Genomic DNA, 15,270 nt, shown 5'->3' with positions numbered 1-15,270 from the left:
GGTTACCGCTGCGGGCCGCGCGCGATATCCACGCGACGCCATTTCTTTTTTCTTCACCGACGATCGCGGCTGGCCGAGCACGTTCAGCACGTCGAGCGCTCGTGCGCGGTCGAGCCGCAGCAGCCTTTCCCTACGCCGCGCGATACGGCAATCGGCGGCCGCGCCGCACGACATACCGATTGTTGCCACGCGGGCAACACGATGAGCTAGCCGCGAGCGCTTTCGCGCTTTGCGCGCTGCGCCTACGATTTGCTCCGGCGATGAGCGTGCGCTTTGGCGCGACCGATCGCGAGCGGACCATTCTTTTCGATGCGCGCTTGCCGAGTCGTTCGCCGCATGACGCGGACACGGCGCCATACGCGGAAAGGCTTGCCGCAAGGCTGGCGCTGCAACCTGTCGAGGAGCGAATCGTGGCCAATGAAAACATTCGCAGCAACGCATTCACGGCGGCGTCAGCGTTCGCGCATATCTGCGACCGCTGCTCGCCTTCGCTTGCACTTCATCGCTCGCGAGTACCGGTTCGTCGCGTGCGGCGCGGACATCGACACGATGCGCAGCCGTTGCCGGCCTGCTCGCGCGCATCAGCCTCGCAGTTGACCAACGGTTGACGTAGCGCGTAGAGCGCATGGCGATCTCGGTTCGAGCACGGCGCGCGAATGCAGCAACAGCGGCCTCGACGATATTCGGCGCTCGTTCGTTCACCCATCGGGCTCGACATTGCGGAAACGGAAACCGGCTACGCCACGCACGACGCGCATCGCCGGCGTCAGGAGAACAACGACACGTTCGGCCCTGTCCGGGCGCGCGCTTCGCGGATCCGGCGCGGTGCCGAGCGCAAACGTTACGCGGAGGAAAACGCATGGAACGCATCATCGATTTGCCGCGGCAGGCTCGTCAAAGCGCGGCCGATCGCGCGCGCATGCTCGTGGCACCTGCCGCGGCGCGAGCGTCGGGCGGACTGGTCGACGCTCGCCTGATCGCGCTGCTCGACCTGCGCGCTGCGCAGATCAACGGCTGTCGGTTGTGCGTGCATCATTACGCATTGCGCGCGCGCAGGGCCGGCGTCGCCGACGACAAAATCGACGGCATCGAAACCTGGCGACGCACCGGCCTGTTCAGTGCGTCGGAGCAGGCCGCGCTCGGCTGGGCCGAGCACCGCGCGGCGCCGCCGCGATCGCCGGACGCGGCAGCCATCGGTCCGGACGTCGCCCGGTATTTTTCCGCCGCGCAAATGACCGTGCTGGAGCGGTACTGGGACGGCAGCGAGCTGTGGTCGGCCGACGACGTGCTGCGCGGTTGCGCGGCGAGCGACCGAAGCCGGTGACGGCCGGCGATACGTTCGCGCAGTCGGCTGCGCGCGCGGCGCTGCGCTGCACAGGTCGAGCGCGGCGCGTCACAAACACGCGCATCGAACCGTCTAGTCATCCGGAACAACACGATTCTTGGATTCATGACAGACAATCGATTGCGCGAGCGCGACGATATCGCCGATCCGCTGGCGATCAGCTTCACGACGAGTTACGCGGGCATCGTTTCGTTTCTCGCCGTCGCGGACGAGGGCGGTTTTGCACGGGCCGGCGACCGTCTCGGCATCGGCCGCTCGTCGGTGAGCCGCAACATCCAGAGGCTGGAGGCGCAGCTCGGCGTGCAGCTGTTCGTGCGCACCACGCGCAGCACCGTGCTCACGCGCGAAGGCGCGCATTTCTATGAACATTGCCGGTCGGGTCTCGGCCGCATCGCGCAAGCGCTCCAGTGCGTACACGCGCTACGCGACGGTTCGGGTTGCGATCGCGCAGACATCGAATCGCCGCCGCAGCCGTGCGAGTACGCGGGGGACGTGCCCGACCGGGCGTGCGCCGACGATGCGCGGCTTATCGCGCGGCGCGTGATGTCCGACACGCTGGAGCAGCAGGCATGACGCTGCCGTTGCCGGTTCGCGCACCGCGGGCTGCGCGCCGCGCGCCGTGCGACCGGCCGGCATTCTTCATGCGTCAGCGCGCGTCGCCGGACGAACCCGACCCTTGGCCGGCCGGCGGGTCGACATGCAGCGCGATCACGCTGGTGATCCCTTGTCGGGCCATCTTCGCGTACGGGCACACGCGTTCGGTGCTGCGAACCAGCTGCTCGGCGAGCGCGCGTTCGACGCCGGGCAGATGAATGCGGACGTCGGCGGTCAACATGTACATGCCGTCGACGGGGTCGCGCCCGAACGTGACGGCGGCATCGACGGCCACGTCGCGCAGCGCGATGCCGTTCTTCGCGGCGATCAGCACGAGTGCGCCGTGAAAGCACGCCGCGTAGCCTGCCGCGAACAGCTGCTCGGGATTCGTGCCGCCGCCGGGGCCGCCGAGCGCTTCGGGCAGACGCAGGTTCAGGTCGAGATTGCCGTCGTCGGAGCGCACGACGCCCGATGCCCTGCCGTGCTCGGCTTCGCCGCCCGTCACGCGTATCCGCGCCGTGTACATCTGTTGGAAGTCGGGCCCGTAGTATTTGTCGAGCAGCGTCAGCGGCGGCGGCGTCAGTTTGTCCATGGTGTCGATTCGATGTTTTCGTGCTGTCGGAGGGAGGCCGGGGCCGCATCGTAACCGCGATGCGCGGCGCGCGCCCACCGCCGATCGTAGACGTGTCGACGCGCGGAAAAAAGCGCCGCGGCGGCACGCACGATGTTGCCTGAAAGGCAACAATCGGCGGGGGCGCAGCCGGGACTTTGTTCCGTTTTCCGGCACGATGTCCGGAGAGCTGCGACGGCGCTTGTCATCGCTGTAAGCGATGCGTATAAATACGAATTCGACAATGCTGGCGTTCATCGAATACCGGACTGCTGCCATCGCGGTTCACGACGTCAGCGCTCCAACGTTTCGTCTGCCGGAAGCATCGTTCCGCGTTTCGGTGCCGCTTCCGTTTGCGCGTGTCGCGCAGCGCGTTGGCCGCCGCATCCCAGCCGCACGCGCTCGCCTCGTCGCCCGTAAAACTGAACGGTGGAAACAGCGCATGGTTGCCTCGACCGGTTTGACGACCGCCTCTTCCTCCGCCGCCGGCGAGGACTCGCTCGCATTCAGCTTCGCGACGAGCTACGCCGGTGTGATCGCCTTTCTCGCCGTCGTCAGCGAGGGCAGCTTCGCGAAGGCCGGCGACCGCCTCGGCATCGGCCGCTCGGCCGTCAGCCGCAACGTGCAGAAGCTCGAAGCGCAGCTCGATGCGCGGCTGTTCCTGCGAACGACGCGCAACACGGCGCTCACCCGCGAGGGCGAGCTGTTCTATCAGAACTGCAATCCGGGCGTGGAGCGCATCATGCAGGCGCTCGAGGAAATGCGCGAATTGCGCCAGGGTCCGCCGCGCGGTCAGCTGCGCATCTGCTCGACGACGGGTTTCGGCCGCAAGATCGTCGCGCCGCTGCTCAACGGTTTTCATGCGGCGTACCCGGAGATCGCGATCGACTTCATGCTGAAGGACGGTCCGGCCGATTTCACGTCCGAGCGCATCGACGTCGCGTTCCGCGACGGCAAGATGGACGACAGCCAGATCGTCGCGAAGTAGCTGATCCCGATGCAGATGGTCGTGTGCGCGTCGCCCGAATATGCGCGCGAGCACGGGCTGCCGGATACCGTCGACGCGCTCGACGCTCATCGCTGCATCAATTTCCGGCTCGCGTCGGGGCGCGTCGCGGAATGGGAATTCAAGGTCGCCGGCGTGAGCCGCAAAGTAACGCCGAGCGCGCTGCACGTGTTCAACGATGCGGAGCTGGTGCTGCAGGCGGTGCTGGACGGCCACGGCATCGCGCAACTCGCCGCCTATCAGGTCAACGAGCTGCTGCGCGAGCGCCGTCTGCATGCGTGCCTGTCGCAGTACGCGCCGGACGATCGCGGTCATTACGCGTGCTATCTGAGCCGCAAGCACCTGCCGGCGCGCATCCGCGTGTTCGTCGACTACATGACCGAACGGATCCGCGCGCTCGATCTGCATTGCCCGACCGAACTCGTTTCGCTGCCCGTTCTCTCCTGATTGTTGATGCGATGACAACACGGTGAGCCTGCCGCGAGGGCTACTGCCGCGCGTGCGCGGTCTCTACGATTTCTCCTGACGCCGCCACGCGAAGGAGAAACCCATGTTGTCCCACGAACTGATCGCGCGATACGGCGCGCTGATCGTATTCCTGAACGTGTTCGCGTCGTCGCTCGGCTTGCCGGTTCCCGCCGCGCCGACGCTCGTCATGGTCGGCGCCGGCATGTCGCTCGCCGCGGGCGACGTCGCGTCCACACTCGCGCAGCTCGGCACGACGGTCGGCGCGGCGGCGATCGGCGGCGTGCTCGGCGATCTCGTCTGGTTCCAAGGCGGCAAGCGCTACGGCGAACGCGCGCTGCATGGCGTGTTCGCGCTGCTGATGCTGCGTCCGACGTGCGTCCGGTACATGGAACGCTTCTTCACGCGATGGGGCGTGCGCGTGCTCGTCGTGTCGCGCTTCGTGCCGGGGCTCGCACTCGTATCGGTGCCGCTGTGCGGCGCGATGGCCGTGCGGTTGCGCGCGTTCATGCTGCACGATTGCGCGGGCATCGGGTTGTGGGCGTCGGCCACCGTCGCCGCCGGCGCGATCTTCGCGCCGCAGATCGACCGCACGGCGGCCCTGGCCACGCGCTTCGGCTGGCATGCGCTGGCCGCCGCCGCGTTCGCGCTCGCGCTGTACGTGCCGTACCGGCATTTCCGGCGCGCGATCGGCGAAAGCGGTCCCGAGCGAATCGGGGCGGGCGCGGACGCCGCGGACGAACCGGCGTTCGCCGGCGCTGCGCCGCGCACGAGCGGCGCGCCGGAGGCCGGCGCAGCGTATGCGCCGGCGTTTCGACGCACGACGGCGCACGCACCGTGCGGAGCGTGGAGCGCGCTTGCGCACGCCGCGCGGCCGCCGGCGGCCTTTCACGCGCTGCCGACGGGTCGCCGGCGCAGGTGGCGGCGCGCGTAGCGCACATCGCGCTCGCCGGTGCGGCACGTCCGATGCGTCGGATTGCGCCGCGGTTCGGCCCGCGATGCCGACCGATCGATTGGTGCACAAAGAGCAACATGATGAGCCCGTCGCTGTGCCTACCGCGACCGGCGTCACGTTCCTAAGATGCCGGATGCGGTCGCTTCCCGTTCGCGACAGCCACGGCGCCGCATTCGATCGTTTCCGTGCGGAGACACCATGATGACGCTGCGCCGTAGCGACGGTCGGCGGTTGCCGTCGTGGCGCTCGGCATTTCGCACGGGCGGCGATCTTGTGCGAGCGGCATGCGTCGCGCGTTTCGCCGGTTTCCCGCACGGGCTCGCGGTTCGTCCGCCTGCGCGTGCCGGATTGGAATCCGTTGCACGCGCAACGTCGCGATCGTTCGACGGGCATGCACGGGCTCACGACCGGCATCGCGGCCATTCGGCTGCGAACCGGGCGTTCTTCACGACAACCGCCAGCGTGGTCTGGCACGCCGCACGCGCAGGAAGATATGCGGGACATGCTTACCGGGTCGCGTTGCGGCCGCCTCCGCATCCTGTCGACGCCGGGATTCGGGCGCAAGATCGTTGCGCCGCTGTTGAGCGACTTTCACGCGCGGCATCCGCGGATCGTGCTGGAACTGGTGTTGAGCGGTGACGTCGTCGACTTCGACGACGACGGCATCGACGTGTGGATCATCGACGGCCGCGTGAAACGCGCGGCGATCGTTGCGCGCAAGCTGATGCCGCTGCAGTTGGTCGTCTGCGCATCGCACGCATACGCGCACCTGCACGGACTGCCGCAACGCATCGACGATCTGGCCGACCACCGATGCATCAATTTTCGCGAAGCGTCGGGGCGCGTCCGCGACTGGCGCTTCAAGGTCGACGACCGCATGCAGCGGCACCGTCCGGTCGCACGCCATACGTTCAACGATGCCGACCTGATCGTGCAGGCCGTGCTCGACGGCCTCGGCATTGCGCAATTGCCCGTGTATCAGGTGTGCGCGCTGCTCGCGGAAGGCAGGCTGATTCGCTGTCTTGCGCGGTACGCGCCCGATGACGGCGCCCATTACCTGTGCTATCGGCGCGAACGGCCTTTGCCCGCCCACGTTCGTGCGTTCGTCGACTACGTGACGGTACGCATGCACGCACTGCACGCGTAGCGCGCATTGGTGTGCCGCAGGCAACACGATGGGTCCGTTCGCGGCGCTACTGCAGCGCGCGGCGCGTACGTACCATGCATCGTACGGGCCGCGCATCGCGCGGGCGCCGGAACCAGGAACTGCGGCGCATGCGCGTCGCGCATCGCTGACGGAGAGCATCATGAAGATTGTCGTAATCGGTGGAACGGGCTTGATCGGAAGCAAGGTCGTGAAGCAGCTCGCGGCGCGCGGACACGACGTCGTTGCGGCATCGCCCGCGACCGGCGTGAACACGATGACCGGCGAAGGGCTGCGCGACGCATTGACGAACGCGAGCGTCGTGGTCGACCTCGCCAATTCGCCGTCGTTCGACGATGCGGCGGTACTCGAATTCTTCGAGACGTCGGGCCGCAACCTGCTCGATGCCGAGCGCGACGCGGGTGTGTCGCATCATGTCGCGCTGTCGGTGGTCGGCACCGACCGTCTCGCGCAGAGCGGCTATTTCCGCGGCAAGATCGCGCAGGAAAAGCTGATCCGCGAATCGGGCATACCGTACACGATCGTTCATTCGACGCAGTTCTTCGAATTTCTCGGCGGCATTGCGCAAGCGGGCGGCGACGGCGATCGGATCCGGATCTCGCCGGCGTTCTTCCAGCCGATCTCGTCGGACGACGTGGCAGCCGCGGTCACCGAGTTCGCGATCGGCGCGCCGCACAACGGCGTCGTCGAAATCGCGGGGCCGGACAAAGTGCGGCTCGCGGAACTCGTTCAGCGCTTTCTCGATGCGACGCACGACGCGCGCACGGTGGTGCCGGATTCGGCCGCGCGCTATTTCGGTGCGGAGCTGCGCGACGATACGCTGCTGCCGGGCCCGAACGCGCGGCTCGGTGCGATCGGTTTCGACGCGTGGTTCGAGCGCGCGCAGCCCGCGCATTGACCGACGGACCGGACGGCGATCGCTGCGGCGGTCGACGGATGCGACGTTCGTTCGTCGGCGGCCTGCGCGGCACCGGCTCACGATGTAGCCGATCGTGCCGCGCCGGATGCGCACGCTTTCGTGCATGATGCGATTGCATCGACCCGTCGAGCAGCAGGGTCGTGCGAGTCATTGCGTCTGCAACCGATCCGGAGAACCGACCGCCATGCATTCGAATCCTTTCCGTTTTCGTCACGCGCGCCTGCTCGCCGCGCTGACGCTTGCCGCTACTGCCAATGCCGTACACGCTGCCGACTGGATCGTCTCCGGCAACGACGGCAAGTATCAGCGCGTCGAGGGCCGCGATACGTATCTCGCGTCGCCGCCCGCCGACACGCTCACGCTGCTCGATGCGAGCGTGTTTCCGCCGAAAGTCGCGCTGCAGGTCGATGTCGAGAACGGCATCCAGGGACCGCCGCAAGCGGTCGCGATCGCGCCGGGCGCGGCGCTCGCGCTGGTAGGCGCGCCGACGCGCTACGATGCCGCCGCGAAGCAGCTCGTGTACGACACGTTCGTCCAGGCGGTGAATCTGCGCGCATCGCCGGCCGTTATCACGCGCATCGAGCTCGGCACGCATCCGCAAGGCATTGCGATCGACCGCGCGGGCCGGCTCGCGCTCGTCGCGAACGTCGACGGCAGCGTGTCGATCCTGCGCATCGACGGCACGCAGGTGTCGCTCGACGGCAGCCTGAAGATCGGCAAGAAGCGGCTCGCCGGGATCAGCTTCACGCACGACGGCAAGCATGCGCTGGTGTCGCTGCGCGACGAGCAGGGCGTCGCGGTGCTGAACGTCGACGACGGCAAGGTGACCGACAGCGGCACCCGGCTGAGCACGGGCGTTGCGCCCTACACGATCGACGTGTCGAGCGATAACCGCTGGGCCGTGGTCGGCAACGTCGGATTGGCCGGCCTGCCGGGCTACACGGGCACGCTCGCGGGCGATGCCGATTCGGTCGCGTTGATCGACGTATCGCGCGTGCCGTTTCGCACGGTCCAGTATCTGACGGTGCCGTCGCTGCCGGAAGGCGTCGCGATTTCGCCGGACGGCAGATGGATCGCGGTGCAGGCGATGGACGGCTCGAACCTGACCGCCGACAACCCGGGGCGTCACACACGCGGGAAGGTGCTGCTGTTCGAAATTCGCGACGGCCGCGCGGTACAGACGAGCGAGGCGCCCGGCGGCGAAGCGGCGCAGGGCATTGTGTTTACCGCGGACAGCCGGCACGTGATCGTGCAGTTCAACGTCGAGCGGCAGCTGGCGTTTTATGCGGTCGACGGCGGCAGGCTGCGCGATACCGGCAAGCGCATCGCGCTGACGGGCGGCCCGTCTTCGCTGCGGACGTTGCCTCGGTGAACGACGAACGCCGCGATGCGCGACGAGCACGGCCGCATGCGGCGGCCGCTTTCGGCGCGCGTTTCGGCGTTCGCCGATGCGCGCCGTACCTTACGGCCGCAGCAGATCGAAGCCGCCGAACACGACTACGCCGCTGAGCACGATCATCGCGACGGAATGCTGGCCGAAATAGAGAATCGCGGCCGCAAGCCACGTCGTGATGCAGAAGGCGCCGATGCGGGCCATCGTGGGTTCCTCGAATACATGATGAAGTGAACGCGTGCCGCGCTCGACGCATGGGCCGGCTTGCGTGCCGCATCGCATTCGTCGCCGGAAGCGGCGGGCGCAGTGCGATGGCGGACGACGAAGGCGGCGTGCGAAGCGGCGACCGGGCCGCTGCCGGATCACGGCATCGTCGGCATGGCGGGCCGCGCGTGAATGCGCGGGCGGCGATGCCGGCGTGTGGGCATTGCCGGCGCGGGTGCGGATCCGCCGGGCGAAGCGGTGATTTTACCAGCGCGAGCCGCGAATTCATCCGGCCCCTTCGCGACGAATGCGGGAACCGTCGCGCGTCGATCCGATTGCCGCGGCTTGGTGCACCCGCGATGCACGACCGGCACGCAACCTCAAGTTTCGTGTGACGAATGCCGTAAACAAGTTGCAAGCCGTCCGATGCAAAACGGCTGCGATTCGTTTTCATCTACTACGGACCGATACGATGCAGATCGATTTCTCCTCGGCCACGCGTTCGCCGTTGGCCACGACTGGCCCCAGCGCCGACACGACGGGCGCAGCGTCGACTGCCGCTACCGCACCGGCCGCGACCGCCGGCGGCGCGAACGGTTCGCCCGGCGCGGCATCGGCCGGCGACGCGCTCGGCGCATCGAGCGCCGCGCCCGAAGATCCGGCCGTCAAGCAGCTGAAGGCGCTGATCGAGCGGCTGCAAAAGCAGCTGGCCGCCGTCCAGCAGCAGATCGCGACCGTCGCGCAGCGCGCGAAGCAGGACCCGGCGGCCGCGGTCGAACAGCAGTCGCTGAGCGCGCAGGCCGGCACGCTGTCGGCCGCACTGTCGACGGCGATCGCGCAGCTCGCGCAGGCGATCCAGAAGTCGGGCGGCTCGTCGTCCGGCGGGCTGGTATCGACGCAGGCCTGACCGGTTTCGGGCGCCGCGGCCGTCCGCCCGACGATCGCAAGCTCGTCTGCGTCGATACGACCGCTGATTGATCGCCGCTTCGCGCGGCATCGTACGCATTACGCGCGGCTGTCCGCGACGCCCGGCCGACTCGTGTTCGCCGCGACCGTCGGCGAAACGATGCACACGCAACCGAATTTCACGCCGCCGATCTCGCGGCGATCGCCGTGCCGGTCGCGATCGTGCAGGGCGATCGCCATCAATTCATCCGTGCCGAACATGCGGCGTATCTCGTCGTGCCTGATTCCGGCTGCGACACTGACGATCCTGCCCGGCGTCGGGCACGTCGCGCCGTTGCAGCGGCCGGTGCAGTTCGACGCGGCGATGCTCGCGTTTCCCGATCGGCCGCCCGGCTGATCGCGTCGCCGTGGCCGCATCGACGCATCACATAAGATTTTCTTTCTGCTGACGAAAAAAATCGTCGATTGCCGGCGGCGACGCGGCAGCGGATAGTCCTGCGTCGACACGCTAGCCGCCGCGGCCGCGTACATCTCGTCACGCCGCGTCGCGAAGCGGGCGCTCGCCCGTCCACACCCACACAACGAAGGAACGACCCTATGCGTTTGAACGCGACACGCTTTGCCGCGACGCTGCTCGCCGCCGTCTGCGCGCTTCTGGCGGCCGGCCGCGCGGCTGCATTCACCGAGGACGGCATACGCGACGTCGTCGGCCGACACGTCGCACCGCTGATGAAGCGATACGGCATTCCCGGGATGGCGATCGGCATCGTCGCCGACGGCAAGCCGTACGTATTCGACTACGGCGTGATGTCGACGCAGACCGGCAAGCCGGTGGCCGGCGACACGCTGTTCGAAATCGGCTCCGTCAGCAAGACGCTGACCGCGACGCTCGCCGCCGATGCCGAAGAAGGCGGCGAGCTGTCGCTGTCGGATCCGGCCGGCAAGTATTGGCCGGCGCTGCAGCACACGCCGTTCGGCGGCGTCACGCTGCTCGAGCTCGGCACGCATACGCCGGGCGGCATGCCGCTGCAGGTGCCGGACGACATTCGCGACGACGCGGCGCTGATGCGCTATCTGGCCGCATGGCGTCCCGCGTATGCGCCGGGCTCGCGCCGCACATATTCGAACGTCGCGATCGGCATGCTCGGGCGGCTCACGGCGAACGCGATGAACCGCGACTTCACGTCGCTGATGGAGCAGCGGCTGTTCCCCGCGCTCGGGATGATGCACACGTATATCGACGTGCCGGCCGCGCGCATCGGCGACTACGCGCAGGGCTATACGGAGAACGGCAAGCCGATCCGGATGGCGGGCGGCATGCTGTGGCAGCCGGCGTACGGCGTGCGGACGACGGCCGCCGATCTGCTGCGCTTCGTGCAGGCGAACATGGGGCTCGTCGACACGGCACCGCGGCTGCGGCGCGCGCTCGAACGCACGCATACGGGCTACTTCCGCGCGGGGCCGCTGACGCAGGACCTGATCTGGGAACAGTATCCGTATCCGGTCGCGTTGCCGACGCTGCTCGAAGGGAACGCGCCGAAGATGCTGTTCGACGCGATGCCGGCCACTGCGATCGACCCGCCGCTTGCACCGCGCGACGACGTATGGATCAACAAGACCGGCTCGACGAACGGCTTCAGCACGTACGTCGCGTTCGTTCCGGCGAAGCGGCTCGCGATCGTGATGCTCGCGAACCGCAGCTTTCCGATCGAGGATCGCGTGAAGACTGCGTACGCGATTCTGTCGTCGTTGGGCGGCGAGCGGTGACGCGCGATGCGTGACCCGTCGTGCGATGAAGAACGGCGCCGCGCTTCGCCCGCTTCGGCGCGCGTCGTTCTGCGCACGCGGCGGCGACATTCCCGCGCGACACACCCACGCACCGCATTACGCCGCATCGATGAAGCATGAAGACGGCGCGCGCAACGTTCGACCCGAGCGGTTTGCTGCGACCGCCGCGCAACGGCGCGCGACGTAGGCCGCGAGCGGCGCGCAGCATCGCGTGCTCCGCTCCGCCCGCATCGCGCACTCACTTCCCGTACATGTCGAAGTCGAAGTACTTCGACTGAATCCGATCGTACGTGCCGTCGCTGCGGATCTGCGCGATCGCGCGATTCAGCGCGTCGCGCAGGTCGGTGTCGGTCTTGCGCACGCCGGCCGCGTCGCCGTTGCCCATGATCTTCGCGTCGTAGACGACGCCGCCCGCGAACGAGAAGCCCTTGCCGCGCGGCGTCGCGAGAAAGCCGAGCTGGCCCTGCACCGCATCCATCAGCACGCCGTCCACGCGGCCGGTGACGAGGTCCGCATACGCCTGGTCGTAGCTCGGATACGGGACGATCTCGACCTTCGCGGCCGCCCATTTCTCGCGCGCATAGGTTTCCTGAACCGTGCCCTGTTCGACCGCGATGCGCTTGCCGGCGAGCTTCGACGCTTCGGGCAGCAGCCCCGAGCCGGTGCGTGCGATCAGGCGCGTCTGGTTGCGATAGAGCCGATCGGTGAAGTCGATCTGCTGACGGCGCTGCTCGGTCGCCGCCATCGACGACAGGATCACGTCGAACTTGCGCGCCTGCAGCCCCGGAATCAGTCCGTCGAAGCTGCTCGACACCCATACGCATTTCGCGTTGAGCTTCGCGCACAGCGCATTGCCGAGATCGATGTCGAAGCCTTTCACGCTGCCGTCGGTCGCCGTCGATTCGAACGGCGGATAGGTCGGATCGACGCCGATGCGGATGGTCGTCCATTCCTTCGCCGAAGCGAGCGTGGCAAAGGCCATCGCGGCCGCGGAGAGGAGAATCGTGATGCGCGTCTTCATGGTCAGGCTCCGTTCGTGTGGGCAAGGATAGGCATGCGCGGGCCGCAATTCAGCTCGGGAATTCGCCGCGCCGGAAGTCGTCCGACAGTTCGAGCGCGTCGGCCATTTCGCCGACGGTGATCGGCTTGATCGGCGCGCGGATCCGGTAATGACCGACGTCGCCGACGTCGCGCTGCTGCACGTCGGCGATCAGCTCGCCGACCGTCGTGCCGCACCAGCGTCCCTGGCACGGCCCCATGCCGCAGCGCGTGAACGCCTTCATCTGGTTCGGCCCCTGGCAGCCGAGCGCCGCGAGTTCGCGGATCTCGCCGGCCGTCACTTCCTCGCAGCGGCACACGATCGTGTCGCCGTCCGGGCGACGCAGCGCGGCCGGTGGCGTGTACAGCGCATCGAGCAGCGGACGCACCGCGAGATGGCGGCGCAGCGCGCGCATGGCCGGCCGTTCGCGCGCCGCTTGTTCGGCCCGGTCGAGCGCGCCGAGCGCGGTAGCGACGTCGAGCGCCGATACGGTGCCCGCGAGCGACGCGGCCTGTGCGCCGCCGATTCCCGCGCCGTCGCCTGCGATCCATACGTGCGGCACGCTGCTGCGTCCGCGCGCGTCGCATTGCGGACGCCAGCACGCGGTGGCGGCATCCCATTCGTGTGCGCAGCCGAGCGAGCGGGCGAGCTGCGTCGACGGTATGACGCCTTGATGGAGCAGCACGAGCGACGCGTCGAGCGTGTGCGCGATGCCGTCCGCGTCGCGAAACCGGATGCATTCGGCGCGGCCGTCGCCGTCGATGCGCACGTCGGTTGCGCCGCGATAGACGGGAATGCCGGCACGGCGCACCGCGCGCAGCATCCGCAAGCCTTTCAGCAGATAGTCGGCGCCGCGCAGCGCCGGCAGAACGTGCACGGCCGCGCGGCGCCATGCATCGCGCGGCGTCGTGTCGACCAGCGCGCGCACGCGCCGGCCCGCGTTCAGCAGCTGCGCGGCGAACAGCCACAGCAGCGGACCGCTGCCGGCGAGCACCGTGTCGGCCGACGGTGCGAGGCCGGCGGATTTGAGCAGCGTTTGCGCGGCGCCGACGCCCATCACGCCGGGCAGCGTCCAGCCGCGCACCGGCCACGGACGTTCCTGCGCGCCGGTCGCGATCAGCACGGCGCGCGCGCCGATTTCGAGCGTGCCGCCCGATGCGCCGGCCTGCGTGAGCATCGCGACGGGCTCGGGTTCGAACGCGATCTGCCATACGACGCTGCGCGGCAGATAATGCGCGCCGCTCGCGTGCAGCGCGTCGACGAGCGGCCGGCCGGCCGCGTAGTCGCTGCCGAGCCATTGCGCGAGCGTCGGCGGCGCATCGGCGACGTTGCGGTAGATCTGCCCGCCGGGCGCGGAGCCTTCGTCCGCGACGACGACCGACAGTCCGGCCGCGCGCGCGGCGACGGCAGCCGCCATGCCGGCCGGCCCGGCGCCGACGATCAGCAGGTCGCAACGGCGGCGCGTCATGCGAGCCTCGCTTTGCCGCGCATCGCGCGAACCTGCATGCCGTCGCGCACGGGCGTCATGCAGCCCTGCACGTTCGGCACGCCGTCGATTTCGACGAGACAGTCGAAGCAGACGCCCATCATGCAGAACGGGCCGCGCGGCGCACCGCTCACCGCGCTGGTGCGGCATGCGGCGGCACCGGCGGCCAGCATGGCGGCGGCGACGCTGTAGTGCGCGGGCACGTCGTGCGGTGCGCCGTCGATATGGATGCGCACGCGCTCGTCCGTCGCGGCGGCGGGAACGATCGGTTCAAACATGGCGGGCCTCCGTGCGCGCGTCGAAGCGCGCGGTGCTGAATGCCGACAGATCGGCGGGCGCGTCGTCTGCCGCGATCCACGGCGCGACGAGGTCCGTGTGCGCGGCGGCGAGCGTCACGCCGCTGTGGCAGATCGCGATGAACGCGCCGGGATGCGTGCGCGATGCCTCGTACACCGGCAAGCCGTCCGGCGTCATGATCCGCAGCGCGCCCCACGCGCGGACGATGCGCGCATGCGCGAGTGCGGGGAACGCGGTGCGCGCGCGGCGCGCGATGTCGACCATCGCAGGGCGCGTCTGGCCGTCGTCGAAGCCGACGTCCTCGGCCGAGTCGCCGAGCAGCACCGACCCTTCGCGCGTTTGCCGGACGACGAGCGTCGGATAGTCGAGAAACGGCGCGAGCCGTTCGGTCACCATGATCTGGCCGCGCAGCGGGGCGATCGGCGCGTGCATGTCCACCATCGGCGCGAGCCGCGCGTTGTCGAGGCCGGCCGCGAGCACCACGCGTTCGGCGTCGAGCGTGCTGCCGCGCGTGTCGATCTCGAAGCGGCCGGCGCGCGGACGAATCTCGTCGACCGCGTTGCGCGGCAGATAGACGCCGCCGCGCTGCAGGAACGCGTGCAGCATCGCGCGCAGCGTGTAGAGCGGATTCGCGTGGCCGTCGTTCGGCGACCACAGCGCGCCGGCGAGCGCCGCGGACGCGGCCGGGATGCGCGCACGCAGCGCTGCCGGATCGAGCACCTCGTACGACAGCGCGGCATCCTGCCGGCGCAGCGATTCGAGCAGGCCGGCCGCGCTGTCGAGTTCCGCGGCGTGCTCGAAGAGTTCGATGCCGCCGGGCCGTTCGAAACCGCAATCCACGCCGGTTTCGCGCTGCAACTGAGCGGCGAACGCGGCCCAGCGCTCGGACGACTCGCGCGACCAGCGCGCGTACGGCACGCAGCGTGCGCCCTTGCCCTGCACCCACACCAGCCCGAAATTGCCGCGCGCCGCGCGGAACGCGATGTCGTCGCCGTCGCACACCGCGACGCGCCGGCCGAGCCGTGCGATGCCCCACGCGATCGCCATCCCGACGAGGCCGCCGCCCGCGACGACGACGTCGAAGCTGCGCGCGTTCAT

At 68.9% G+C, this 15,270-nt stretch carries 14 protein-coding genes and 3 pseudogenes; 12 read left to right on the top strand and 5 right to left on the bottom strand.

Translation table 11 applies throughout. The features are described from left to right. The first annotated feature begins 260 nt into the window (after window positions 1-260). The 3 genes and pseudogenes from BUB20358_RS05890 to BUB20358_RS05880 form a co-directional block, all read left to right on the top strand. Window positions 261-608 carry a hypothetical protein gene (locus BUB20358_RS05890; RefSeq protein ID WP_123806787.1) on the top strand — a complete coding sequence of 116 codons (348 nt, stop codon included), beginning with the start codon at window positions 261-263 and terminating at the stop codon, window positions 606-608. A gap of 17 nt (window positions 609-625) precedes the next feature. Continuing rightward, window positions 626-1,324 carry a carboxymuconolactone decarboxylase family protein gene (locus BUB20358_RS05885; protein WP_081293519.1) on the top strand — a complete coding sequence of 233 codons (699 nt, stop codon included), beginning with the start codon at window positions 626-628 and terminating at the stop codon, window positions 1,322-1,324. 126 nt (window positions 1,325-1,450) lie between these two features. Beyond that, a pseudogene (locus BUB20358_RS05880) lies at window positions 1,451-1,813 on the top strand (LysR family transcriptional regulator); the annotation flags it as partial. 178 nt (window positions 1,814-1,991) lie between these two features. Here BUB20358_RS05880 and BUB20358_RS05875 read toward each other — a convergent pair. Next, the gene (locus BUB20358_RS05875; protein WP_035975486.1) at window positions 1,992-2,531 is read right to left on the bottom strand and encodes an Ohr family peroxiredoxin; all 540 of its coding nucleotides are present in this window, start codon (window positions 2,529-2,531) and stop codon (window positions 1,992-1,994) included. Window positions 2,532-2,991: 460 nt separating this feature from the next. Between BUB20358_RS05875 and BUB20358_RS05870 the strand changes: the two are divergent. The 9 genes and pseudogenes from BUB20358_RS05870 to ampC all read left to right on the top strand — a co-directional run bounded on the left by BUB20358_RS05870 (window position 2,992) and on the right by ampC (window position 11,329). After that, window positions 2,992-4,002, top strand: a pseudogene (locus BUB20358_RS05870) (LysR family transcriptional regulator). A 103-nt stretch (window positions 4,003-4,105) separates the two neighbouring features. Further along, window positions 4,106-4,954, top strand: coding sequence for a DedA family protein (locus BUB20358_RS05865; protein WP_052688635.1), 849 nt, complete (start codon window positions 4,106-4,108; stop codon window positions 4,952-4,954). Window positions 4,955-5,477: 523 nt separating this feature from the next. After that, window positions 5,478-6,122: a substrate binding domain-containing protein gene (locus tag BUB20358_RS05860; protein ID WP_223297005.1), complete on the top strand. Its 645-nt coding sequence runs from the start codon at window positions 5,478-5,480 to the stop codon at window positions 6,120-6,122. Window positions 6,123-6,282: 160 nt separating this feature from the next. Further along, window positions 6,283-7,038: an SDR family oxidoreductase gene (locus BUB20358_RS05855; protein ID WP_035976059.1), complete on the top strand. Its 756-nt coding sequence runs from the start codon at window positions 6,283-6,285 to the stop codon at window positions 7,036-7,038. A 205-nt stretch (window positions 7,039-7,243) separates the two neighbouring features. Then, window positions 7,244-8,431 (top strand): beta-propeller fold lactonase family protein, encoded by a 1,188-nt coding sequence (locus BUB20358_RS05850; protein ID WP_035975487.1) that lies wholly within the window; start codon window positions 7,244-7,246, stop codon window positions 8,429-8,431. Between the two features lie 15 nt (window positions 8,432-8,446). Then, on the top strand, window positions 8,447-8,686 hold the full coding sequence (locus BUB20358_RS05845; RefSeq protein ID WP_162487087.1) for a hypothetical protein: 240 nt from the start codon (window positions 8,447-8,449) through the stop codon (window positions 8,684-8,686). A gap of 442 nt (window positions 8,687-9,128) precedes the next feature. Then, on the top strand, window positions 9,129-9,563 hold the full coding sequence (locus tag BUB20358_RS05840; RefSeq protein ID WP_035975488.1) for a hypothetical protein: 435 nt from the start codon (window positions 9,129-9,131) through the stop codon (window positions 9,561-9,563). A 60-nt stretch (window positions 9,564-9,623) separates the two neighbouring features. Continuing rightward, window positions 9,624-9,959 (top strand): annotated as a pseudogene (locus tag BUB20358_RS05835) (alpha/beta fold hydrolase); the annotation flags it as partial. 200 nt (window positions 9,960-10,159) lie between these two features. Continuing rightward, window positions 10,160-11,329, top strand: a complete 1,170-nt coding sequence (gene ampC / locus BUB20358_RS05830) for a class C beta-lactamase (protein ID WP_006767083.1) — start codon at window positions 10,160-10,162, stop codon at window positions 11,327-11,329. Window positions 11,330-11,588: 259 nt separating this feature from the next. Here ampC and BUB20358_RS05825 read toward each other — a convergent pair whose 3' ends face one another. Genes BUB20358_RS05825 through BUB20358_RS05810 form a run of 4 tightly spaced genes read right to left on the bottom strand, consistent with a single transcriptional unit; the run spans window position 11,589 to window position 15,270 of the window. Next, entirely contained in the window at window positions 11,589-12,371 is a 783-nt protein-coding gene (locus tag BUB20358_RS05825) for an ABC transporter substrate-binding protein (protein ID WP_006767084.1), read from the bottom strand. 49 nt (window positions 12,372-12,420) lie between these two features. Continuing rightward, window positions 12,421-13,857: an FAD/NAD(P)-dependent oxidoreductase gene (locus tag BUB20358_RS05820; RefSeq protein ID WP_035975491.1), complete on the bottom strand. Its 1,437-nt coding sequence runs from the start codon at window positions 13,855-13,857 to the stop codon at window positions 12,421-12,423. Further along, a complete protein-coding gene (locus tag BUB20358_RS05815; protein ID WP_035975492.1) occupies window positions 13,854-14,153 on the bottom strand; it encodes a (2Fe-2S)-binding protein in 300 nt (99 codons plus the stop codon). Before BUB20358_RS05815 ends, BUB20358_RS05820 begins: the two co-directional genes overlap by 4 nt. After that, complete coding sequence (locus tag BUB20358_RS05810; RefSeq protein ID WP_006767085.1) at window positions 14,146-15,270, bottom strand: NAD(P)/FAD-dependent oxidoreductase; 1,125 nt, start codon at window positions 15,268-15,270, stop codon at window positions 14,146-14,148. Before BUB20358_RS05810 ends, BUB20358_RS05815 begins: the two co-directional genes overlap by 8 nt.

The sequence above is a fragment of the Burkholderia dolosa genome, assembly GCF_902499135.1.
GTDB classification, from domain to species: Bacteria; Pseudomonadota; Gammaproteobacteria; order Burkholderiales; family Burkholderiaceae; genus Burkholderia; species Burkholderia dolosa.
This window is presented reverse-complemented; position numbering and strand designations above follow the sequence as displayed.

Bases quoted from the DNA above. Each gene is read 5' to 3' on its own strand.
- BUB20358_RS05885 (WP_081293519.1), top strand. From the start codon at position 626: ATGGCGATCTCGGTTCGAGCACGGCGCGCGAATGCAGCAACAGCGGCC.
- BUB20358_RS05815 (WP_035975492.1), bottom strand. From the start codon at position 14,153: ATGTTTGAACCGATCGTTCCCGCCGCCGCGACGGACGAGCGCGTGCGC.
- ampC (WP_006767083.1), top strand. From the start codon at position 10,160: ATGCGTTTGAACGCGACACGCTTTGCCGCGACGCTGCTCGCCGCCGTC.
- BUB20358_RS05865 (WP_052688635.1), top strand. From the start codon at position 4,106: ATGTTGTCCCACGAACTGATCGCGCGATACGGCGCGCTGATCGTATTC.
- BUB20358_RS05890 (WP_123806787.1), top strand. From the start codon at position 261: ATGAGCGTGCGCTTTGGCGCGACCGATCGCGAGCGGACCATTCTTTTC.
- BUB20358_RS05850 (WP_035975487.1), top strand. From the start codon at position 7,244: ATGCATTCGAATCCTTTCCGTTTTCGTCACGCGCGCCTGCTCGCCGCG.
- BUB20358_RS05855 (WP_035976059.1), top strand. From the start codon at position 6,283: ATGAAGATTGTCGTAATCGGTGGAACGGGCTTGATCGGAAGCAAGGTC.
- BUB20358_RS05820 (WP_035975491.1), bottom strand. From the start codon at position 13,857: ATGACGCGCCGCCGTTGCGACCTGCTGATCGTCGGCGCCGGGCCGGCC.
- BUB20358_RS05875 (WP_035975486.1), bottom strand. From the start codon at position 2,531: ATGGACAAACTGACGCCGCCGCCGCTGACGCTGCTCGACAAATACTAC.
- BUB20358_RS05845 (WP_162487087.1), top strand. From the start codon at position 8,447: ATGCGCGACGAGCACGGCCGCATGCGGCGGCCGCTTTCGGCGCGCGTT.
- BUB20358_RS05840 (WP_035975488.1), top strand. From the start codon at position 9,129: ATGCAGATCGATTTCTCCTCGGCCACGCGTTCGCCGTTGGCCACGACT.
- BUB20358_RS05860 (WP_223297005.1), top strand. From the start codon at position 5,478: ATGCTTACCGGGTCGCGTTGCGGCCGCCTCCGCATCCTGTCGACGCCG.
- BUB20358_RS05810 (WP_006767085.1), bottom strand. From the start codon at position 15,270: ATGAACGCGCGCAGCTTCGACGTCGTCGTCGCGGGCGGCGGCCTCGTC.
- BUB20358_RS05825 (WP_006767084.1), bottom strand. From the start codon at position 12,371: ATGAAGACGCGCATCACGATTCTCCTCTCCGCGGCCGCGATGGCCTTT.